This window comes from Serratia sp. CY31944 (assembly GCF_052169175.1).
In the GTDB taxonomy this organism is placed as follows: domain Bacteria; phylum Pseudomonadota; class Gammaproteobacteria; order Enterobacterales; family Enterobacteriaceae; genus Serratia; species Serratia sarumanii.
Genome location: NZ_JBJNLG010000001.1, coordinates 366,356 through 385,958, shown reverse-complemented (window position 1 = coordinate 385,958; position 19,603 = coordinate 366,356). Strand labels below are relative to the sequence as shown.

General features: G+C 60.6%; 20 protein-coding genes and 1 pseudogene. All 21 read right to left on the bottom strand.

Translation table 11 applies throughout. The annotated features are described in order from the left end of the window. Position 1 precedes the first annotated feature (1 nt). Positions 2 to 577 (bottom strand): type VI secretion system baseplate subunit TssE, encoded by a 576-nt coding sequence (locus ACJ8IN_RS01880; RefSeq protein WP_047571529.1) that lies wholly within the window; start codon positions 575 to 577, stop codon positions 2 to 4. A gap of 2 nt (positions 578 to 579) precedes the next feature. After that, complete coding sequence (locus ACJ8IN_RS01875) at positions 580 to 1,401, bottom strand: type VI secretion system accessory protein TagJ (RefSeq protein ID WP_308325843.1); 822 nt, start codon at positions 1,399 to 1,401, stop codon at positions 580 to 582. Positions 1,402 to 1,416: 15 nt separating this feature from the next. Then, positions 1,417 to 2,403 (bottom strand): type VI secretion system-associated protein, encoded by a 987-nt coding sequence (locus ACJ8IN_RS01870; protein WP_308325842.1) that lies wholly within the window; start codon positions 2,401 to 2,403, stop codon positions 1,417 to 1,419. Positions 2,404 to 2,431: 28 nt separating this feature from the next. Then, a complete protein-coding gene (locus ACJ8IN_RS01865) occupies positions 2,432 to 3,205 on the bottom strand; it encodes a PP2C family protein-serine/threonine phosphatase (RefSeq protein ID WP_308325841.1) in 774 nt (257 codons plus the stop codon). Then, positions 3,205 to 4,947: a type VI secretion system-associated FHA domain protein TagH gene (gene tagH / locus ACJ8IN_RS01860; RefSeq protein WP_308325840.1), complete on the bottom strand. Its 1,743-nt coding sequence runs from the start codon at positions 4,945 to 4,947 to the stop codon at positions 3,205 to 3,207. The genes ACJ8IN_RS01865 and tagH overlap by 1 nt, the downstream gene beginning before the upstream one ends. A 233-nt stretch (positions 4,948 to 5,180) precedes the next feature. After that, positions 5,181 to 5,519 (bottom strand): T6SS amidase immunity protein Tai4 family protein, encoded by a 339-nt coding sequence (locus ACJ8IN_RS01855; RefSeq protein ID WP_223181965.1) that lies wholly within the window; start codon positions 5,517 to 5,519, stop codon positions 5,181 to 5,183. 69 nt (positions 5,520 to 5,588) lie between these two features. Continuing rightward, positions 5,589 to 5,942 (bottom strand): T6SS amidase immunity protein Tai4 family protein, encoded by a 354-nt coding sequence (locus ACJ8IN_RS01850; protein WP_223307189.1) that lies wholly within the window; start codon positions 5,940 to 5,942, stop codon positions 5,589 to 5,591. Between the two features lie 12 nt (positions 5,943 to 5,954). Further along, positions 5,955 to 6,413: a T6SS amidase immunity protein Tai4 family protein gene (locus tag ACJ8IN_RS01845; protein WP_033653617.1), complete on the bottom strand. Its 459-nt coding sequence runs from the start codon at positions 6,411 to 6,413 to the stop codon at positions 5,955 to 5,957. After that, positions 6,410 to 6,913: a type VI secretion system amidase effector protein Tae4 gene (locus ACJ8IN_RS01840; protein WP_071883819.1), complete on the bottom strand. Its 504-nt coding sequence runs from the start codon at positions 6,911 to 6,913 to the stop codon at positions 6,410 to 6,412. The genes ACJ8IN_RS01845 and ACJ8IN_RS01840 overlap by 4 nt, the downstream gene beginning before the upstream one ends. 49 nt (positions 6,914 to 6,962) lie before the next feature. Continuing rightward, positions 6,963 to 7,445 (bottom strand): Hcp family type VI secretion system effector, encoded by a 483-nt coding sequence (locus ACJ8IN_RS01835; RefSeq protein ID WP_004961372.1) that lies wholly within the window; start codon positions 7,443 to 7,445, stop codon positions 6,963 to 6,965. Between the two features lie 298 nt (positions 7,446 to 7,743). Next, complete coding sequence (locus ACJ8IN_RS01830) at positions 7,744 to 8,235, bottom strand: T6SS effector amidase Tae4 family protein (RefSeq protein WP_033653618.1); 492 nt, start codon at positions 8,233 to 8,235, stop codon at positions 7,744 to 7,746. Continuing rightward, positions 8,232 to 8,615: a Rap1a/Tai family immunity protein gene (locus ACJ8IN_RS01825; RefSeq protein ID WP_025303292.1), complete on the bottom strand. Its 384-nt coding sequence runs from the start codon at positions 8,613 to 8,615 to the stop codon at positions 8,232 to 8,234. The genes ACJ8IN_RS01830 and ACJ8IN_RS01825 overlap by 4 nt, the downstream gene beginning before the upstream one ends. Before the next feature lie 67 nt (positions 8,616 to 8,682). Then, entirely contained in the window at positions 8,683 to 10,188 is a 1,506-nt protein-coding gene (tssC, locus tag ACJ8IN_RS01820) for a type VI secretion system contractile sheath large subunit (RefSeq protein ID WP_016927259.1), read from the bottom strand. Positions 10,189 to 10,191: 3 nt separating this feature from the next. Further along, the gene (gene tssB, locus ACJ8IN_RS01815) at positions 10,192 to 10,728 is read right to left on the bottom strand and encodes a type VI secretion system contractile sheath small subunit (RefSeq protein WP_033635026.1); all 537 of its coding nucleotides are present in this window, start codon (positions 10,726 to 10,728) and stop codon (positions 10,192 to 10,194) included. 121 nt (positions 10,729 to 10,849) lie between these two features. Next, positions 10,850 to 11,881: a type VI secretion system protein TssA gene (gene tssA / locus ACJ8IN_RS01810; protein WP_308325839.1), complete on the bottom strand. Its 1,032-nt coding sequence runs from the start codon at positions 11,879 to 11,881 to the stop codon at positions 10,850 to 10,852. Positions 11,882 to 11,904: 23 nt separating this feature from the next. Then, complete coding sequence (gene tagF, locus ACJ8IN_RS01805; protein ID WP_033647808.1) at positions 11,905 to 12,624, bottom strand: type VI secretion system-associated protein TagF; 720 nt, start codon at positions 12,622 to 12,624, stop codon at positions 11,905 to 11,907. 18 nt (positions 12,625 to 12,642) lie between these two features. After that, positions 12,643 to 16,035, bottom strand: a pseudogene (tssM, locus tag ACJ8IN_RS01800) (type VI secretion system membrane subunit TssM); the annotation flags it as partial. After that, on the bottom strand, positions 15,939 to 17,117 hold the full coding sequence (locus ACJ8IN_RS01795; protein ID WP_442519478.1) for a DotU family type VI secretion system protein: 1,179 nt from the start codon (positions 17,115 to 17,117) through the stop codon (positions 15,939 to 15,941). The gene ACJ8IN_RS01795 and the pseudogene tssM, both read right to left, overlap by 97 nt. 21 nt (positions 17,118 to 17,138) lie before the next feature. Further along, positions 17,139 to 18,485 (bottom strand): type VI secretion system baseplate subunit TssK, encoded by a 1,347-nt coding sequence (gene tssK / locus ACJ8IN_RS01790; RefSeq protein WP_033638522.1) that lies wholly within the window; start codon positions 18,483 to 18,485, stop codon positions 17,139 to 17,141. A gap of 40 nt (positions 18,486 to 18,525) precedes the next feature. Next, complete coding sequence (gene tssJ, locus ACJ8IN_RS01785; protein ID WP_060423719.1) at positions 18,526 to 19,056, bottom strand: type VI secretion system lipoprotein TssJ; 531 nt, start codon at positions 19,054 to 19,056, stop codon at positions 18,526 to 18,528. Between the two features lie 29 nt (positions 19,057 to 19,085). Next, positions 19,086 to 19,586 (bottom strand): type VI secretion system accessory protein TagV, encoded by a 501-nt coding sequence (gene tagV, locus ACJ8IN_RS01780; RefSeq protein ID WP_033648134.1) that lies wholly within the window; start codon positions 19,584 to 19,586, stop codon positions 19,086 to 19,088. Between the last annotated feature and the right edge of the window lie 17 nt (positions 19,587 to 19,603).

Below are 19,603 nucleotides of genomic sequence, written 5' to 3'. Positions count from 1 at the left end.
CTTACCCTATGTCTTTCAGATCGAAGTGGCCGTTTTCCAGATCCACATCGGTACGGAACAGAAACTCCAGCGGATAGGGCACGCACCACAGGCGGCCCTTGATTTCGATCGACAACACGTTGTGCAGCTCCAGCGAGCCGGTGTCCGAGATGCAGCGCACCTGCAGCCCCTCGGGCAAAATGCGCGGCTCGAAATGGAGAATGGACTCGGTCAGCGCGCGCTGAATGTCGAGCCATTCGATGTCCGACATGCGCTTGCCCGCCAGCGAGGCGATGCCGTAATTCAGGGTGGAGCGCCGCACCTGCGGAAAATCGCCGAGATCCAGATTGGATTCGCTGTTGACGCAGTTGAACAGCCACTGCAGATCGCGCAGCACCCGGCGGCGCAGTTCGCTGTGCGACACCAGGTTGCGCACCTGCGCCTCCTGTTTTTTCTGCGGCTCGTCGTCGGTCAGCATGTCGAGCAGCACCGGCTGCATTTTGTCGCGCGACGTCAGGCGCTCGCTGTCCTGACGATAGCGATAGCCCTGGCGGTGCAGATCGCCGCCGTCGTAGTGGGGGGGGCGCTTGTCGTTCATGGTCAGGCGCTCGCGTCGAAGCTCAGCTGCCGCAGGCTGTGCAGCGGGAATTCGTCGCTTTCGCTGAGCCAGGTCTTCAAGCCCAGCCCCGTATAGTGGGTGCCGTCGCCCAGCGGTTGCCATTCGGTGCGTTTGCCCAGCAGCAGCGCGTCGTCGCTGTCTTCGGCCAGCGGGTAGCGGGCGGGCAGTTGGCACACCTGTTCGCGGCCGTCGGTCAGGCGCACCAGCGCATGGCTCCACACCAGATCGATGGCGCTCTGCGGCGCCTGGAACTGGATCGCGGCGATGTCGGCGAACGGCAGCCAGTAGTAAACGCCGTTCAGCGCCAGCTCGCACACCGGGCCGAGGCGGCCGTCACCGTCGGTCAGCCAGTCGAAACGCAGCTGCCGTTCTTGGTCGCCTTCGGCCAGCGTTAACCGCCCGGCGCCGGCCGGGGCGGCCTCCAGCGCTTCATCGCGCAGCGCCTGGGCCTGTTCGGTCGCCCCTTGCGCATCCTGATGCAGCGCCTGCACCATCAGTTTCAGCCAGGGCTGATCCTGCCGCAGCAGCGCCGGCGCGGCCGTGCCGGCGAACACCGCCTGGCGTTGCAGCTCGGCGTTGACCGACTGCATCAGCAGCAGCGTGGTCGGTTGAGCTATCGGTTTCAGCGCCTGCCAGGATTTCAGCTGCGCGTTGGCGCGCGTCCAGTTGCCGCTCAGGCACAGCAGTTGCACCAGCGCGGCGCGCAGGTCGGCATCCGCCGGTTTCGCCTTGATATCGTTTTCGACGGCGGTGATGGCCGCGCCGATCGACTGACCTTGCAGCATGCTTGCTAATGATTTCACAGGCTTTCCTTATAATCAGTGAGTGGCGCCGTTAACCGACAGGTAGCTGCCGCTAGCGGGATCGACCCGGTCTGCGGCCAGCTTTTCCACCAGCTTGAAGGTCAGCGGAGCGGGGGCGCTCAGCAGCGGTTGCCAGGCGGTTTGCGCCTGCTGCAGGCGCTGTTTGATCTTGTTCTCGTCTGCGGCGTCGACGCGCGGCATTTCAACGATCGCTTCGCCGTTGAACGCCCACGCGTGCAGCTTCGGTTCGAAGCTCAGCAGCAGGAAGCTGCCCGGTGCCTGCGGGTTGCCGCCCAGAACCAGCCGCTGGGCGTTGGCGCTGATGACGGTCAGCGCGCGATCGCCGCCGTTGATCTGCGCCAGCGGATAGCCTTGCAGGAACCACAGCGTCGGCGAGAGGGTTTGGCCGCCCTGTTGCAGCGTGACCGCGCCGCTGCCCTGCAGCCAGCCGTCCTCGCCGCAGCGCAGCGCGTCGCCGGCGGGAATGAACAGCGCGCCGCCGTTGGCTTCGTCACGCCAGAAGGTGCGGAAGTGGCAGCCCTGCGGCAGGCTGAAACGCTGAGCCGGCGCGGTGTCCGCTTGCGGAGAGGTCACGGCTACCGCCGCAGGGATCGCCGGCTGCGGCGGGGTCTGCGGCTGCTCGACGGCCTCCTGTTTGACCACCGGTTTCCAGCCGCGCGCTTTGGCGGCCTCGCCGCTGGCCAGCTTCTCACCGCGCTTGTCGGTCAGCGTCCAGGGCAGGTGGCCGGTTTTCGGGCACTGCTTTTCCAGCAGATTGCCGACGCGCGGCAGGAAGTCGTTCAGCACCGCCGGATCCTGGCTTTGCGCCGAGACGATGCGCAGCGGGATGCTTTTGCCGCACCAGCTTGCCGGATTGCTGTTTTTGACGTCATCGATAAACACTTCCAGCTTCTGGCTGGGGGAGTAAACCAGGCGATAGTTCATCGCCTGCGCGGTCGGCACCGCCATCAGGGCGACGAGCCCCGGCATCCAATATTTCATAGTGAACCTTGCTGTGAATGTGCGCTGCTCAGTCGCGGCTCAGAAACCGCTCCGCATCCGCCAGCGAATGCAGCAGGGTGGTTTCCTGCGGTGAGCCAATCCAGACGGCGATAGCGCTGTAGTTATCGCTGTTATTGTTTTTCTTCCATGCCTGCTGCATCAGAGCGATCCACTCGCTGGGGGAGTTGACCATGTGCAGCGACTGTTCCAGTTCGGCCTGGCTGAAGCTGTGCCAGAAGCCGTCGGTGCACAGCAGGAAAACGTCGCCGTCTTCCAGCTGCAGCACGTCGCTGTAGGTGGCGTCGCGCTCTTCATTGAGCCCCAGCGCGAAATACAGCAGGTTGCTGTTGATGCCGTTGGTCTGATAACCGGCGTCCTGCATCTGTTGGATCAGGCTGTGGTCGGTGGTAACGGCATGCATGTAGCCGCGGCGGAAGAGATACAGGCGGCTGTCGCCGGCGTGCGCCCAGTAGGCCAGCTGATAATCGCGATCGATAAACAGGCTGACCAGCGTGGTGCCCATCTTGCTGTATTCGTCCGACTGCCGCTGCTGCTGGTGGATGGCGGCGTTGGCGCGCGTAATGTGCTGGCGAATGCTCTGGGCGTTCAGGTGCTTTTCGCCGTCGAAGTTTTGCAAAATGGTGTCGCGCGCCAGTTTGGCGGCGATATCGCCGCCCGGAAAGCCGGCGATGCCGTCGCACACCACGAAGCAGGCGGCGCGGTTGCCGAGCACCTCGCCGGTCTGATCCTGGTTGGAGGCGCGGCCGCCCTGGTTGGAGGTAGAGGCTATGGTGATATTCATTACGCGTCCGGTTTGGTCTGTGAGTCTTTGTATTGATTCACTTCAACGTCATAGGCGTGCAGGAAGGCTTCGCCGAACAGGGTGTGGAAATCGTCCTCGATCTCGCCGGAGGTTTGCTGATAGTTCTTCACGAAGTAGTCCCACAGCGCAGCCTTGCGGTTGGCGGGCAGCGACAGGCGCGGCGCCACGCCTTCCTTGCGCGCTTCCTCTTCGAGGCGCTCTGGGTTGAACGACTGAAGCATGGCGGCGATGATGGCGCGGATGCCGGCGATCATCCCCAGCTGGTGCGCCTGCAGGTCGATCAGCGCGTCGCGCACCGCCTGCTCCGGCGGCATAAAGCCCGGCATCTGGCTGCCGAACATCTGCATCAGCACCGTTTTGCCCGAAGGGAGCAGCTTGAACGGGTTGTTGGCTTCGTCGAGGATCATGGTCATTTCGGCCTTCACGCCGCGCTTGAGGATAGAGCGGGATGAGAGCAGGGCGACGGTGCCTTGCGAGAACAGGCTCAGCAGGCGGCCGGCCTGGCGAATCTGTTGTTCGTCGAAGTGCGGCTGCGGCTGCAGATCGTCGAGGCCGATGCCTTGCAGCAGCGCCGCCAGCAACGGCCCTTCCAATGTGTCGCCATTCGGCGCGGCGGCATGTTGCCGCTGGGCGGACTGGTAGGCAACCGGATCGATGCCCAGGCGGTTGCCCTGGCGCGGGCGCGGCGGCTGCACGGGTGGTTCCTGCTGGCTGAACTGCGGCGTGGGTTGGGGCAGTGGCTCGGGGATTTGCACAGGTGGCGGCGTCGGCTGTGGGCGCGGCGCTTGCGGTTGTGCGGCGATCGGCGGCGGAGACGGCGGCGCGGGCGGCTGTACCGGTTCCTCCGGCTGGGCCAGCGGCACGGCGCCGCCCATCAGCAGCCCCAGCGGATCGTTGCTGTTCAACGCTTCTGGCGAAGCGGGCGCGGATGAACCGCCGAACAGCGCCAGCGGATCCAGCTCTTGCTCCGGTTGCTGCGTTTTTTGGGTGGGAGCCGCCGGGCGCGGCGGCGCAGCCTGCTCCGCCAGCAGCGCGCTGGGGGTGGTATCGGCCAGGATGTGTTCGCGCTCAAAGGTGGTGTCGGTGTTGAACAGCGCCGCCGGATCGGTTTGCTGCTGCTGCAGCTGGCGCAGATCGACATCGCCCGCGAGCTGAGCCAGCGGATCGGCCGGGTTCAGCTCGCGAGCGGGGGTATCCAGCAGCGGGTGGTTGCCTGGATTGGCGACCGGCGGCGGTGTGACTGTGGCGGCGGCCGGCGCATTCGGCGTGAATTCTTCCACCAGGCTGTCCCAGATTTCGTTGGGGATTGGCGCGGCGGATTTTTCTTTGGCGGCGGCTGCAGGGGCCGCAGCAGCGGCAACGGCGGCGGCCTTGGCCACCGGTTGAGCCTGTGGCGCGGCGTGCTGTTGCAGCGCGCTGACTTCAATCTGGTAATCGTCGATGCCGAGCACGTCGCCGTCCTGCAGTTCAACCTGGCGGCCACGTTCCAGCGGAATGTCGTTCAGCAGCACGCGGGTAACGTTGCCGCGGTTGGTGATGCGGCATTCGCCGTCAGCGGAAATATGCACGATCGCCTGCAGGCGAGAAATGGCGCGCTCTTCGTCCGGCAGCACCAGGTTGTTGTCCACGCTGCGGCCGATGGTGCCGCCCGGCGGCAGAAAATCGCAACTGCTCTGCGGCGGAACCTGGCCGCTTTTATTTTTTACAATGGAAAATCGCATAAGGCATTCCTGCTGATTAGGAGGTAGTGCAATAATTAATGATTCGATCTGTGGCTTGCCAAAATTGGCGGGTATTTTGGCAAGCCGTTAAGTTGTTTCTTAACTCGTTCACTAAGGCTTGTTGTGGTCTTAATTTTACGAAATGCTTTTGTTATTAATTGAAGGCTTGTTGATTAGAGAATTGAAATTAGATTTCTTGATTATCCCAAGGTAACTACCCTCTTATAACTAATTTACTGATTAGAGTAGCGAGAAAAGATGACGTTAGCTTCACTGGCGCTCTGCAGTGAAAGACAATCTAAAGTATGGTAAGTCCCTTGAACTGAGCCTTGGCTATTTTTATTTGCGTACTGTTCAGCCAGTTTTTCACCTTGTTCAAATGCATCCATCGGCAGTTTACTCAATTCTAAATAGGCGGAAGCGGAACGGAAGGCGTCTTGTTTGGTTCTTTCTGAGTCAGTGGATTTCCCAATGCAGCGGCTGGTTAACCAATTTTTATATAGTGCCTCTTGCGATAAAGCATTGAGCGAGTTTTCAGCAAGGACTACATGGCTTCCGAGCAGCAGAGACATTAAAAAGTACGTGTATCTTCTCATCCGAGATAACCTTTGATATGAGCCGTCGTTTGAGCAACTCTGATATCAGTTGTCGTCTTTCCCTTGGTACTTCTTGATGATGGCTTGCAACGCTTGGCTATGTACAAGATCGATGCACTTTGCCATCGTCATCGTCTCCCCAGACATGCTGTCATAGGGCTTTGCCAGAAATTCTTTTGCTAGCGCCCTGACAGCGGTATGCGCTTCCAGAGAATAATCGCCGAACTCCATGTAACCCCTGGCGGCAGCGGCGGCATCGTTTTTGACTTCTTTTGCTGAGTACCCCTCGGCAATACAAACGCTAAGCGCGTAGTTTTTGAGGTACTCGGCAGGGGAGTAGTCAATTTTTGTCGCTGCATTAGCGTTCAACGTTGCGGCGATGGCCACAGTCAGTAAGATTCTTTTCACTGATTATTTCCGAGGAGGATTTTCATTTATTCTATCCGGATTGTCTTTCACCCAATTATCATTAGGGCGCTGTACATAGTCTTTCGCAAGTTTGTCAAGATCTTTACTATGGTACATATCCATGCACTTCATTAAGTCTAAGCGACTTTTCCCATCCTTAGCATTGTAATTCTTTTGCAAGTACTGCTTTGTCAGCGCAATTATAGGGGATTCTTCATCACGAATTGCATAGTATGACCACGCATCGATTCCATTCGATGAGGCAATTGCATCTTTGCTGGCTTCTGGTGATGTCTTATAAGCGACTGAAATGCAGTAGGTTAGAGCGATATCTTTATAGTTTTGCAAATAGTTTCTGTATGCTGCCTGCGGTGGCCACTTTTCAATAGGTTCTTCTTGATTTTTCTGTGCTATAGCACAAGTGGCATATAGACAAAAAAAGGAGATAAGGATTTTTTTCATCTCAATACCCAAAAGTTAGCGTAATTTGTTGTATAGCGAGCTTCTGGTTCATTGAAATAACAATGATCATAACAATCGCCGTTCCCATTCCAGAGCGTGGCATGTCCTCCGGCATCGCTCCAACCTGCAATTTCAAACAATATGATCCCCTTCTTTCCTGCTAATTCACCACCACCTGGAGGAGGGAACTTGACTCGAAGGTCGGGTTTGCCCCAGATCTTTGTCAAATAAGCGATAAGATCTTTAACTCTAAAAAAATACCATTGACGATCGGCACCTGATACGGTCTGATCTTTTACATAAGGAATGGGAAAGCCAGATTTATTCAAGATGTAGCTCATGCGTACAGCGCAGGTGTTTTCCCACTTTCCATTAGGCGCAATATTCATGGCTACACGCCCACCGATAATCTCGGCAACATTCTGAGCTGAATATTGCGCGTTATATATTTTAGTGCTTGCAGCCCATGCGGCTGAAAAAATGGGGCGGTTATTATTCATTGTTATTTCCCTATATTAGACCCCCGGCCGTAACCGGGGGGCATACAAATTAAGCTTCGCGGTTTTCCTTGATGTTCCAACCTGCGCTGCTTTCGGCGCCTTTGCCGCCTTTGTCGCTCTGCTCCCAGTATTGCTGTTTCACTTTCGCCGCCTGGAAGGAGTAGGTGACGCCCACGGTGTCTTCGCCGCCTGCGCCGGTGTACTGCACTGCAGTGACCAGCACGTCGTCCAGGGTGATTTTAACGTACTCAACCTGAGTACCGCCCGCCTTGCAGACAGACAACTCAACCTTGGTCAGGTGCTTACCGCTGGAGCAGTGCTTCAGCAGCGCCGGGGTTGACTTGTCGACCAGCGCGTTAACGTGCAGATCGTTGAAGCACACTTTGCCAGCGCCACCGCCGCCGCCAACGCCCATATTGCCCGGTTGAGAAGCGCCCCAGGAGAAAGAAGTAATGTCGGTCCAGCCTTTGTGATTCGAATCTTTAGATTCGCCGCTGGCACCTTCAACTTTCAGGAACATATCAATAGCCATAGTTTCTTCACTCTTTATTAAGGGTTAACAGTAGTATTAACGTTACGTTGAAAAACTCAGGTAATAGCAGCAGGAATTGCAAGTGTGGTAATGCATTACCAATTTATATCCTTGTGCCATGCACCTTATTAAATACCGAAAACTATCGGTACGGGTTACCGAGCCACTATTAAGTGCTAATGGCTCAATGCTTAATTATTTCGCGTTATCTTGGTCCATGTGCGTTCTGGATTGCCTGCTATGAGCAAGCATGCAGTTAAACCAAACCTCATGCTTTTACTGGTCAGCTGATGGAACACTAGCTTAATTCCCAAAACCAGACTTCTTTGCAGTTAAAATAGCAATGGGAATGGCAGGTCAATAGCGAGTTTTCTGGTTCAATAAGATCAATGTGTCCGCCATCATAGTTGGTTATTTTATTGAAGAACACGACGCCTTTTTTATTACCGATACCCTTCTCTGCATCTGGAGCATTAAAGAAAATGTTGGCTTTGCCAAAACTACTGGAGCGATGCAACTGATCGGCCAGCAGTTTGGCTCCAGGTTCAATCGTTTTACCCTTATAGGCGCCTTTTTTGATTGGCAGGCGGCCTTTGAAGCTGATGCCGGCTTTCAACAGCGCCAGGCTCATGCGGACGGCACAGGTATTGGCATAACCAGGGTTTTGCTTTAGAAGCGTATCAAGCTCATAACCAATCTCAGCGTAAACGGCTTCTGCTGCCAAATATCCCGGGCTAGAGTAATCAGAGGAGTAATGGCTGCTTTTTAGCTGACGATATAAAGGTTTCATGCTTTGCCTCCTTTGCACGGGAAGCGAGTTGCAAGAGCCTCTTCAATCAGGGGGGCAGCCCTTTCGTGCAGGCGCGCAGCGGGAAGTTTATTAAAGAATTCGAACACAAACTCCTGCAGAGTGACGGTTTGTAGCTGGCTGTATTGGCACCAGCTTTTGCCTTCCGTCGCGTCCAACACGCCCAGCAAATAAATCCGCGCTTTCTCTTTTTCCTGTTTATCTGCACTGCGATAGAAACGGAAAAAGTCACTGCCCGGCAGATTGACATCATCGGACGTCAAATGTGCTATCGATGTCTGCTCTGCGAAAGCTGGCGGCGCGGCGGAGAGCGAGCAGACGACCGCCAACAGCGATGCCAGATAAAACCGTTTTGTCTTCATCTTTCTTTCCCTGTGATGAGGTTAATGTATCAGCCAGGCCGCACTATCGCGGCCTGACTTCAGCCCATCAGGACGCGTCGTTTTGCTTCAGCGAAGGCAGCTTCGACACCAGACGCAGGGAGACGGTCAGGCCTTCCAGCTGGTAGTGCGGGCGCAGGAAGAACTTGGCGCTGTAATAGCCCGGGTTGTCTTCGATCTCTTCCACCTGCACTTCCGCCGCGGCCAGCGGTTTGCGCGACTTGGTTTCCTGCGAGGAGTTGGCCGGATCGCCGTCCACGTAGTTCATGATCCAGTCGTTCAGCCAGCGTTCCATGTCGTCGCGCTCGCGGAAGGAGCCAATTTTGTCGCGCACGATGCACTTCAGGTAGTGCGCGAAGCGGCAGCAGGCGAACAGGTACGGCAGGCGCGCGGAAAGCTGGGCGTTGGCGGAGGCGTCGGCATCGTAGTATTCCGCCGGCTTCTGCAGCGACTGCGCGCCGATAAAGGCGGCGAAGTCGGAGTTTTTGCGGTGCACCAGCGGCATAAAGCCGTTTTTGGCCAGCTCGGCTTCGCGGCGATCGCTGATGGCGATCTCGGTCGGGCACTTCATGTCCACGCCGCCGTCGTCGCTCGGGAAGGTGTGGCACGGCAGGTTTTCCACCGCGCCGCCGGATTCCACCCCGCGAATGGCGGTGCACCAGCCGAACTCTTTGAACGAACGGTTGATGTTGGCGGCCATGGCGTAGGCGGCGTTGGTCCAGGTGTAGTTGCCGTGGGTCGCGCCGTCGGTGTCTTCTTCGAAGTCAAACTCGTCCACCGGGTTGGTGCGGATGCCGTACGGCAGGCGCGCCAGGAAGCGCGGCATCACCAGGCCCAGGTAGCGCGCGTCTTCCGACTCGCGCAGGCTGCGCCAGGCGGCGTACTCGGTGTTCTGGAAAATCTTGGTCAGATCGCGCGGGTTGGAGAGCTCCTGCCAGGACTCCATCTGCATTACGCTTGGCGCGGTGCCGGCGATGAACGGGCAGTGCGAGGCGGCGCCGATCTTGGCCATTTCGCCCAGCAGCTCCACGTCCTGCGGGCTGTGATCGAAGTAGTAGTCGCCCACCAGACAGCCGAACGGTTCGCCGCCGAACTGGCCATACTCTTCTTCGTAGACTTTCTTGAAGATCGGGCTTTGGTCCCAACCCACGCCTTTATAACGCTTCAGCGTGCGGCCCAGCTCCTGCTTGGAAATGCTCATGAAGCGGATCTTCAGCATCTCGTCGGTTTCGGAGTTGTTGACCAGATAATGCAGGCCGTGCCAGGCGCCTTCCAGCTTCTGGAAGTCGTCGTGGTGAATGATCTGGTTGATCTGCTGCGACAGCTTTTCGTCAATTTCCGCAATCAGCGCCTGAATGGTACGGTAGGCGTCGGAAGAAACGGTGACGGTGTTTTCCAGCGCCTGCTGCGCCAGGGTTTTCACCGCGTTCTCGACCGCTTCTTTGGCCTGATCGGTCTTCGGCCGGAACTCTTTGTTCAGCAGCGCGCTGAATTCATCGCTGGAAAAAGTCTCGGTGGTCTGCAACGCATTTTGTTGCTGAGGCGAGTTGCTCATCGATTAATCCTCACGCTCGTTGTTTTCGTCGTTAACCGCCGGCTTCGGCGCGTCGGTCAGGGATTGCAGCAGCGCCGGATTTTGCAGGATCTTGGAGATCAGCTCTTCGGCGCCGTTCTTGCCGTCCATGTAGGACAACAGGTTGGAAAGCTGGGTGCGGGCGTCCAGCAGATTGTCCAGCGCGTCGACCTTGCGGGCGATGGCGGCGGGGGAGAAGTCTTCCATGCTTTCGAAGGTCAGATCGATGTTCAGCTTGCCTTCGCCGGTCAGGGTGTTGTCGACCTGATAAGCGACGCGCGGCTTCAGCGATTTCATGCGCTCGTCGAAGTTGTCGACGTCGATCTCCATGAACTTGCGCTCTTCCACGCTGGCTTGCGGATCGACCGCTTTCCCCACCAGATCCGCCATCACGCCCATCACGAACGGCAGCTGGATTTTGCGCTCTGCGCCATAAATTTCGACATCGTATTCAATCTGTACGCGCGGCGCGCGGTTGCGGGCGATGAATTTCTGCCCGCTGCGGGATTTCGAGTTTGACATGATTTACTCCATCTAATGGCGATTGGGAACGCGCCTCGTCCGGCTGGGAGAGTCAGGTTCTGATTCGGGTCTGCGCAGGGGCAGACGGTATCGGATGCGTCAAGAGAACAAAGGTCGGCGGCTAGCTGTTCTCCTCGTTGTCGGGGCGACCGAGAATGGTCTCCAGTTGGTTAAGCCCATCGGGCGCCAAATCGCGGACGATTTGCATAAAGTCCAGCGTAATCAACCGCTGGACCCGATCGATCATCAGCGGCGCCGGGTGGCTCGGCTCATGAAGACGAAAATAGTTTTTCACCTTGTCCAGCATCAGTTGGGCGTCGTCGCGCGACTGGATCTGCGCGCTGCGCCAGTTGAGCGGGGCGGTGGCGCTCTGCACGGCGGCCGGTGGCTGCACGGCGGCGGCTTCCGGCAAAGCGTCCGGTTTGGCGGCGGTCTGGGCATCGCTCTGGCCGGCGAGCGCCACCAGCGAAAAGACCTTGGTGAGCGCGCTCATTTCCGGCAGCGCGCTTTCCCCCAGATGACGGGTCACTTCGCCGCGAATGGCGCTCAGGGTGTTGGCGATGCGCGCCACCAGGGCGCCTTCGGGGCGATCCTGTTGCGCCAGTTCATCCTGCAGCCGTGCGCGGCCGCCGGGAAAGTTGGGGCACTCCTGCTTGCTGCCGTCGAGCAGGGCGCCGGCATCGCGCAGCGAGATTTCACCGGCGGCGCTTTTCAGCAGCGGCGCGGCGCGCACGCTGGCGGCCAGCGCGGCTTTGTCGCCAAGGTCGGCCAGCGCGTTGATGCGAAACAGCGGGTCGGCCTCGCCGTCGAACTCCAGCGGCGGCTGCAGGGCGTCCCAGTAACGGGCCATCGACTGGTGGATCAGCGTCAGCCCGTCGGCGTAGCCCGGCAACCCGCGCAGCTGGGTCCAGGCGCGGGTGAGATACAGCATGACGCGCAGGTCTTTGGTGCGCGCCAGCAGCGAGGTCGCGAGGCGTTCGACCTGCACCCAATCCGGCGCTTCTTCCGGGATGATGGTGCTGCCGAACTGTTGTTCGGCCTTGCCGGTGGCGGCTTGTTCCATTGCCAGAAAGTCGGCGTCGTATTCCAGGTTGTCGCCGCAGGGATTGTCCGCGTCGACCGGTGCCAGCAGGGTATCGGTGTCGATAGCCATAAAATTTCCTTCAACGAGCGATGTTAATCAAACATTTGCGGGTACTGGCCGCCGCGGCCGGGGCGCGCCCAGCCGTTGGGCTCGAACAGCAGTGAAAACAGCTGCACGGTGAGGTTGCCGCTGTGCACGTGGGTGTAGAGCGGGTGTCCGTCGGCCTGATTGGTCCACCAGAAACTGGTGTACTGCGCCGGGTCGAAACAGTCGGCGGCCTGTTGCCAGCCGAGGCCCGGCACGTCCGGATGCTGGAAACCGATAATTGACAATATCTCGGAATCCGCTTCCGCCGGCGGGCTGGGCAGCGCCGGGATCGCCTGCAACGTGCGGTCGATCTGCTCGGCGGAGAAACCGTTGCGCACGCCGTTCAGCAGGGTATAACCGAGCTGTTGGTACCAGCTCGCCGCCATGTTCAGCTGTTGCGGCCGCCAATCCTGTTGGCTGAACAGGCGCAGCGCGCAGATCGGGTAGCGTCGCCCGACGCGATCGCGCGCCGGCAACAGGCAACCCATCTGCACGTACGGGCTGCCGAGCGTGGCGGGGATCACGAAGTTCCACACCGGTGCGTTGCTGAACGGGTGGCCGTTCGGCCCCTGCGCATCGCGCTGCAAATTCACCAGGCCGTTATGGAACCAGTGGGCCCAGTTGTTGACCACCGGATCGGGCAGGCGGCGTTGCAGGAAGTCGCCGGCGGAAGGGAGTTTGCCGTACCAGCCGATGCTCGTCGGGGCGCTTGAATCAGTGCTCATGGTCATGTCCTTTCGGGGCTACGGGCACGAGAAGGCCGGCAGTTGGAACGGATTGCGAATGCTGTTGGGCGTGAACTCCAGCGTGACGCGGTGGCCGTCGAGATTGAAGGTCGCCTGGCGGCCGAGGCCGCCGGTGCCCGAAGACTGCGCCATATCCACCAGGCGGTTCAGCGCCCACGGCCCGCTGGTCACCAGGCTGGCGGTGGTGCCGTTGGCCAGCGCCAGCTGCAGATGCACCTGGTTGGTATTGCGGGTGCCCGGCCAGCTGACCACCAGCGGCACCTGCGGGCCGTGGCTGTATTTGAACAGCTGCCCGTCTATATCCAGCGTCAGGTTGAGGATGTCGTTATCCATCCGCACTGGCCGCACGGTCACGCGGTACGAGGGCGTCGCGGTGCCGTTGGCGAAAAAGGCGTCGCGGATGCGCTGCGCCTGTTGGAACGACCGCAGGATGCCCTCGCCGCCGGGCAGCGTCTTGCCGTCCACGCCGGGGGTAAAGCGCCAGTTGGCGCGGGTGGTGTCGACCTTGCCCTGCAGGTTGTCGCGGAAGAAGCTGTCCATCAGCCCGCTGTTCGGCGCGAACATGCGCGCCAGATCGTCCGGCGTCACTTCCTGGCGCGCCCGGGCCACCAGCGGATAACGGCCGGCGATCGCCTGGCGGCAGAAACTGCCGACCTCGAAGCTGATGCGCTTTTTCACGTTCTCCATCTCTTTGCGCTGGGTGTCGCTGCTGGCGCCGATCGCCAGCGACAGCAGCATCTGTTTGAACGGCACCGGCAAGCGGCCGGATTCGGCCTGCAGACGCGGGATGATGTCGCTCGGTGGCGCCGACATGCCGCTGTTGGCCGCGCCCTGAACCGCCGTCAGATAGCTGTACAGCTCATCGACCTGCTTGAGCACGCTGTCGAAAGGGATCGCCTTATTGCCTTCGCCCTGGCTTTGCGCCAGCTCCAGCAGCGGCGCGAAGTGCGCCATCACCAGCTGTTCCGGCTGGGCGGATACGTCGCCGTCGGCGTTGGCCGGCCGGTTGGTGAACAGCGCTTCCAGCGTGCGGTTGGCGTTTTGATTCAGTCTGTCTTCGGTTTTGGCCAGCAGCGAGCGGGAGTCGGCGTCGCTTTTCTCGTCGCGCAGGGTGACGTTTTTGCTGACGTTGACCAGCAGGTTACGCATCGGCGACGGGTTGCCGGACAACAGGCGCGCGCTGCTGATGCGCTGGGTCAGGTTGCCGATGTTGGCCAGCTGGATATCCCCCAGCAGCTCATCCCAGGCGCTGATGAAGTCCTGCATGTACAGCTGGCGGATGGTCTTGGTCAGGTCGGCGCTCTTCTGCTCCGGCGTCTGGCTGTTCAACACCCAGACGTCTTCCTTGCGCAGGGTGTCGGTCACCGGATCGATGTTGTCGTTGAACGCTTTCCAATACCCCTGCGAGGTAAACAGGCCCGGCACGCCGTCGGTCACCGGTTTGCCGCTTTTGCGGCTGAATGCCAGCTCGGTCTGCGGGCCGGCCAAATCGACCAGGCTGACCGGCTTGATGTCGGTCTGCTTCAGCAGCAGGCGCTTGAGGCGGCCGTAGACGCGCTGCGACAGCGGCGCCCGGTTGATGGCGGCCTGCGCCTGCGCCACCAGCGGGTCGTCTTTGGCGTAAGGCGAGGCCTGGATCTGCGCATCCAGCAGCTGGCCCAAATGCCATTCGATCTGCTGCAGCTGTTTCTGGGTGCTGCCCTGCGGCAGGTTGCGCTGCAGGTTGAGCATCACCCAGGCGCGCAGGAATTTGCCGTCGTACTGCTTTGGCAGATACAGCATCTGGTAGGCCTTCAGCGCTTCGTAGCTGAAGTCCGCATCGCCGTGGTTGTCGTTGCGCAGCGTGGCGGCGATCTGTTGCGCCACCTGCGGCAGCAGCAGCTCTTTCAGCGCTTTTTGGTACAGCGCATTGCCGGCGTCGCCCACCTGATCGCCGCGGAACAGCCCCATGCGGTAGGTGAACGGCGGATCGTCCAACGAAAAGTTTTGGCTGTCCGGCAGGTGCAGCAGGCTGTTGAGGAACGGCAGCAGCGAGAACATGTCGCCGTTGCCCAACTGCGTCAGGTTTTGCCCCTGGCGCTCGACGCCGGGCACCTTGGCGGCCACTTCTGCCAGATAGGCCTTGTTGTTGCCGTAGCTGGTGAACCAGAGCATCGCCAGCACCGCCAGGATCACCGCCAGCGCGATGTAACCCGCCCAGTGCAGGGCGCGGTTGCGGTATTCCCACCAGCGGTTGCTGCCCGCCAGCCCGGATTCCTGGAAGACCACCGATTCCAACGTCTCTTTCAGGAAGAAGCTTTGGCCCTTGGCCGCCGGGATTGGCGCTTCCTGGCCCACGCTGTCCCAGGCCGCGTTGGCCTGCGCCCCTGAGTTTGCCGTCGGGAGCTGCAGATAGCGGTTCAGCTCGCCCATCACCCGGTCGAACGGCAGGCCTTCCTGCGTGCCGCTGGTGAAATAGATGCCGCGCGGGGTAAAGCGGGTTTCAAAACTGGAGGTGGCGAACACCTGTTCCAGGTATTGGCTCAGCAGCGGGCGCAGGGCAGCGAACTCCTGCGGGAACAGATAACTTTCAGCGCGCTGGCGCGCGTCGTGCTCCATCAGCAGCGTATCCGGCAGCGCCGCGTCCAGCCGCTGTTGCAGCAGGGCGTATTGCTGTTCGAAAGCGGCATTCAGGTTGAAGTCCGGCTGCCGCGAGCGCTCGTAAGGGAAGGTGAACCCCCAGATCTGGTCGCGCTGTGCTTTGTCGAAGCTGCCGAAGTAGGCCATAAAGCCGTTGAGCAGGTCGGTTTTGGTGACCAGCACATAGACCGGGAAATGAATGCCCAGCTGCTCGTGCAGTTCGATCAGGCGTTTGCGCAGCGCGCTGGCCTGGGCGGCGCGCGCTTCGGCGCTGTCGCTCAGCAGATCGGCGACGCTGATGGTCACCATCACGCCGTTGATCGGCTGACGGGTGCGGTATTTTTTCAACAGCGCGACGAAGCTTTGCCACTCGCCGGCGTCTTCTTCGCGCTGGCTTTCCTGCGTGGTGTAGCGGCCGGCGGTGTCGAGCAGCACGGCGTCGTTGGTAAACCACCAGTCGCAGTTGCGGGTGCCGCCCACGCCGCGCAGCGCGGATTTGCCGAAGCGATCCGCCAGCGGGAAGTGCAGGCCGGAGTTGACCAGCGCGGTGGTCTTGCCGGCGCCGGGCGCGCCGATGATCACATACCACGGCAGCTGGTACAGGTACTGGCGGCTGAAACGGGTCATCCAGCGGTGTTTGCCGTCGCCCTGGCCCGGTGTGAAGCGCGCCTTTTTCAGCAGCTGCGCCGCTTCGTCGAAGCGCTGCGCCAACTGATCGTCTTGTTTGACCTCTGGCTTGCCGTCTTCCGCCGGCACCGCTTCGGCGGCGCGACGGGATTGCTCTCGCCGCGGCCCTCGGCCTTGACACGCTGCGGGTTGGCGAGGTGCTTTTGCAACCGGGCGCTGACCGCTTCGGCGCGCGCCAGCGACAGCTCCCAGTTGGAGGCGAAACGGGCGCTGCGGATCGGCACGTTGTCGCTGTAGCCGGTGACCAGGATTTTGCCGCTGACGCCGTTCATGGCGGCGGCAATGCGGTCGATAACCGGAATATAGTTGGCGCGCACCGTGGTGGCGGCGGAGTCGAACAGCCCGTCGCCTTTGAGGATTACCACGCTTTGCTGCGCTTCGTCGCGCACCACCACCAGCCCTTCGGCGATCTCTTTGCGCAGGAAGCTTTTCAGGCTCAGCGTCGGCGGTGCGGCCGGCGCCGGGTTACCGATCGCCACCTGCGGCAGATTGGTTTGGTAAATCGCCGCCAGCACCGGGCTGGTGTTGTCGCCCAGCCGCCAGTTGAGGGCGATGAACAGCAGCGAAGCCAGGAAGCCGGTCAGCGCCACGCAGGCCCACAGCGGCACCAGCGGGCGCCACAGTTTCTGCTGTACCGGCAGATCCAGCGCATGGGGCGACAGCGGCGGGGCATAGCCGCCGCGCACCGACCGGATCAGCTGCAGCAGGCGCTGCTTCATGGTTTCCAGCTGCGAGCGGCCGTTTTCCATCACCCGGTAGCGGCCTTCAAAGCCCAGCAGCAGGCAATAATTGATCAGCTCCAGCAGGTTGATGTGCTCGCGCGGGCTTTGCGACAGCTTGGCCAGCAGCTGGAAGAATTTCTCGCCGCCCCAGGTTTCGTTATGGAAGGTCACCAGCAGCCCGCTGCCGGACCACACGCTGTTGCTGCCCCACGGGGTCAGCGCCGCCGCTTCATCCAGCGCGGTGCACAGGCAATAACGCGCGCCGATGATCACCTCGTACGGCAGGTTGGCGCGTTGGCCGCGGATCTCGAAGCGGCGCATTTCGTCGATCAGCTGTTGGCGCAGCTGCGCCGGGTTGGCGTGCGTGGCCGACTGGCGGATCTGCGAAATGGCGTTCAGCAGCGGGTTGGCGGCGTCCACCAGCGGGTTGGCCGCCGGCGCCATGCTATTTTCCTGAGTCATAGGTTACCGGTCCGTATGGCTGCGAATCGCCCAAAATTCCATGTCCAGCCCCGGGAATTCGCCCGCCAGGTGCAGAGCGAAGGCGCTGGATTTTTCCATCTGTTTCCACAGGTCGCCGCCTTTTTCCAGCTCGAAGTAGGTGTAGCCGGCGTGATAGGGGATCTGGCGCGGCGCGGCGGGCATGGTGCGCAAACCGATGCCCGGCAGCTGCAGCTGCACCAAATCGCGGATGCGCGTGACCGGGGCGATCTTCATCTGCGCCGGGAAATGGGTCAGCAACACCTCGGCGGCCACGTCGGCGCGCACCGCCAGCACGAAGCCGAAGTCGCGCATCATTTTGGCGTCCTGCACGGTGGCGACGTTCAGCCCGTGGGAGCGTTCGACCAGCGTCAGCTGAATGGCGTTGTCTTCCAGCACCACCGACAGCCCCTGGCGCAGCAACAGCATCAGCTTGCCGAAGCACAGCGCCAGGTTGTCGTGGTCATACACCGGCAGACGGCCTTCCGGGGTGCGCTGCGCCGAGAAGCTGGCGAGCTCGGTGGCGAACTGCAGCCAATCGGCGAACAGGCGCTCCGGGTGCAGATGGTCGAGGTGGTAGGCGTGGCTCACCTGGCCGAGGTGGCGGTTGATCAGCTGCAGCAGCATGAAATCGACCATTTCGGAACTGCCGCCGCGGCCCGGCTGCAGCAGGCGCTGGCTCATCTGCTGGCTGCGCTGTTGCAGCAGGCCCTGCAGATCGTTGATGAAGGTTTTCAGTACCGGGTTGCCCTGGCAGTTCAGCATCGGCGGGATCTGCGCGGTATCGAGACGCAGGCTGTTGTCGCCGCGTTTTTCCAGCACGCGGGTCACGCCGAGCGCCGTCCATTCGGCGTTGAGCTCGCTCTCCAGCATCAGCCGCAGGCGCAGGCGGCCAAACTGCAGCGCCGCGCTGCCCACCGAGACGGCGTTGAGATCGTCGACTTCATTCTCGTAAGCCAGATAGCGCGCCAGCGCCTCCGGGCTTTCCTGAAAGATCACGTCTTCACGCCCCGCGCGGTAGGTCGGCAGGGCCAGCACCACGTTTTCGCCGGTCTTGTTTTCGGCGATGGTCAGCGGCGCGGGCGCCTGCTGGGCGCCGGCGAAGCGAAACGGCGTGCCGTCCGGCATGATGCCGCTGGCGGCGTTGAGGGCAATCTTGCCCTGGCGCAGCAGCGTTTGGTCCAGATCCAGGGTGAGGAAACCCCAGAAACAGCCGCTGTGGGCCTGGCCCCAGTTGCGCATATAACCTTCGAGATAGTTTTCCGCCTGCTGGAAATGGTGGGGGCGCAAAAACATCCCCTCAGTCCAGACAACCTTATGAGCATCTTTCATCATCACACCTATAGTTACTTCGCTTCAGCGCAGCGGTAGGTCAGTCGACCTTTTTTACGGGGCGCAGGCCACTCACGCCCGCGACGATATGCGCTTCCAGCTCATCCGGCGAGAATTGCCATACCTTGTAGAAATTGGTTTCGGTGGGTTCCGGCAGCGGCAGTGAAAGGCGCCAGGTTTTGCCGTCCAGATTTTGATATTCGGCGATCACGCCGATGTAGCGCGCATCCAACGCGCTTTGCCCACCGAGTTTTTTGCCGGTCTGGCCCGGCGTCAGGAAGAACTGATCGCTGTCCAGCAGGCTGTTGCCGAGCACGCTTTTGGCGTCGTTTTGCAGACTGAAGAAGTCGGCATCCATGAATTCCGCATCCGAACGCAGCAGCAGCACGCGAATTTTTATCGGCGCCGGTTGCGCGCCGGCGGCGGCGTTGACCTGGCGATCGGCATCGAACACCAGGCTGTAACGCGACGGCACGCTTTTGGCGGAAGACATGCAGCCGCCGAGCGCCAGTGCGCCCAGCAGTAGAAAAAGCATCCCGCACCAGCGGAAAGCGATAGGGGTCGTCATCATGGGAATCTCGTCGCCCGCAGGCGTGCTGACTACTGGAGGATCCAGGTGGCTGAGCCGGCGTTTTTACACGCCTTGCTGTCGCCGCCGACTTTGACGCAGTCCTGTTTGGCGGCGCGCGCGCGGCGCGGCAGATCTTTACGCAGCGTCGATTTGTAGCGCGCTTCCGGTACGCCGGCGTTGGCCTGGATGTAACCCACCAGGTCGCCGCCCCGGATGGCGGAGATCGCCAGCCAGTTGTTTTCCACTTCGCCCAGCGCGTAGAACGCGGCGGCGTTGTCCAGGCTGCCGACGGCGGTGCCGGTATAATTCGGGCTGCTCATGATGCTGGCGGCGTACAGGCTGCGGTACTCCTCACCGATCGGCTTGAACTGTTTCGGCGCGCTTACCGCGGCGCGGTGCTTTAGCGTGACGCCGTTGACCTCACTGCTGACGATGGCGTCGTTATTGAGCGCCGGCGGCGGTGGCGGCGGCGTGGAACAACCGGCAAGCGTCAGGGCGGTCAGCAGCGTCAGGGTAATCCGTGTTTTCACAATATCCTCTTTTCTTG

Bases quoted from the DNA above. Each gene is read 5' to 3' on its own strand.
- ACJ8IN_RS01880 (WP_047571529.1), bottom strand. From the start codon at position 577: ATGAACGACAAGCGCCCCCCCCACTACGACGGCGGCGATCTGCACCGC.
- ACJ8IN_RS01870 (WP_308325842.1), bottom strand. From the start codon at position 2,403: ATGAAATATTGGATGCCGGGGCTCGTCGCCCTGATGGCGGTGCCGACC.
- ACJ8IN_RS01865 (WP_308325841.1), bottom strand. From the start codon at position 3,205: ATGAATATCACCATAGCCTCTACCTCCAACCAGGGCGGCCGCGCCTCC.
- tagH (WP_308325840.1), bottom strand. From the start codon at position 4,947: ATGCGATTTTCCATTGTAAAAAATAAAAGCGGCCAGGTTCCGCCGCAG.
- ACJ8IN_RS01855 (WP_223181965.1), bottom strand. From the start codon at position 5,519: ATGTCTCTGCTGCTCGGAAGCCATGTAGTCCTTGCTGAAAACTCGCTC.
- ACJ8IN_RS01845 (WP_033653617.1), bottom strand. From the start codon at position 6,413: ATGAAAAAAATCCTTATCTCCTTTTTTTGTCTATATGCCACTTGTGCT.
- ACJ8IN_RS01840 (WP_071883819.1), bottom strand. From the start codon at position 6,913: ATGAATAATAACCGCCCCATTTTTTCAGCCGCATGGGCTGCAAGCACT.
- ACJ8IN_RS01835 (WP_004961372.1), bottom strand. From the start codon at position 7,445: ATGGCTATTGATATGTTCCTGAAAGTTGAAGGTGCCAGCGGCGAATCT.
- ACJ8IN_RS01830 (WP_033653618.1), bottom strand. From the start codon at position 8,235: ATGAAACCTTTATATCGTCAGCTAAAAAGCAGCCATTACTCCTCTGAT.
- ACJ8IN_RS01825 (WP_025303292.1), bottom strand. From the start codon at position 8,615: ATGAAGACAAAACGGTTTTATCTGGCATCGCTGTTGGCGGTCGTCTGC.
- tssC (WP_016927259.1), bottom strand. From the start codon at position 10,188: ATGAGCAACTCGCCTCAGCAACAAAATGCGTTGCAGACCACCGAGACT.
- tssB (WP_033635026.1), bottom strand. From the start codon at position 10,728: ATGTCAAACTCGAAATCCCGCAGCGGGCAGAAATTCATCGCCCGCAAC.
- tssA (WP_308325839.1), bottom strand. From the start codon at position 11,881: ATGGCTATCGACACCGATACCCTGCTGGCACCGGTCGACGCGGACAAT.
- tagF (WP_033647808.1), bottom strand. From the start codon at position 12,624: ATGAGCACTGATTCAAGCGCCCCGACGAGCATCGGCTGGTACGGCAAA.
- ACJ8IN_RS01795 (WP_442519478.1), bottom strand. From the start codon at position 17,117: ATGGCGCCGGCGGCCAACCCGCTGGTGGACGCCGCCAACCCGCTGCTG.
- tssK (WP_033638522.1), bottom strand. From the start codon at position 18,485: ATGAAAGATGCTCATAAGGTTGTCTGGACTGAGGGGATGTTTTTGCGC.
- tssJ (WP_060423719.1), bottom strand. From the start codon at position 19,056: ATGATGACGACCCCTATCGCTTTCCGCTGGTGCGGGATGCTTTTTCTA.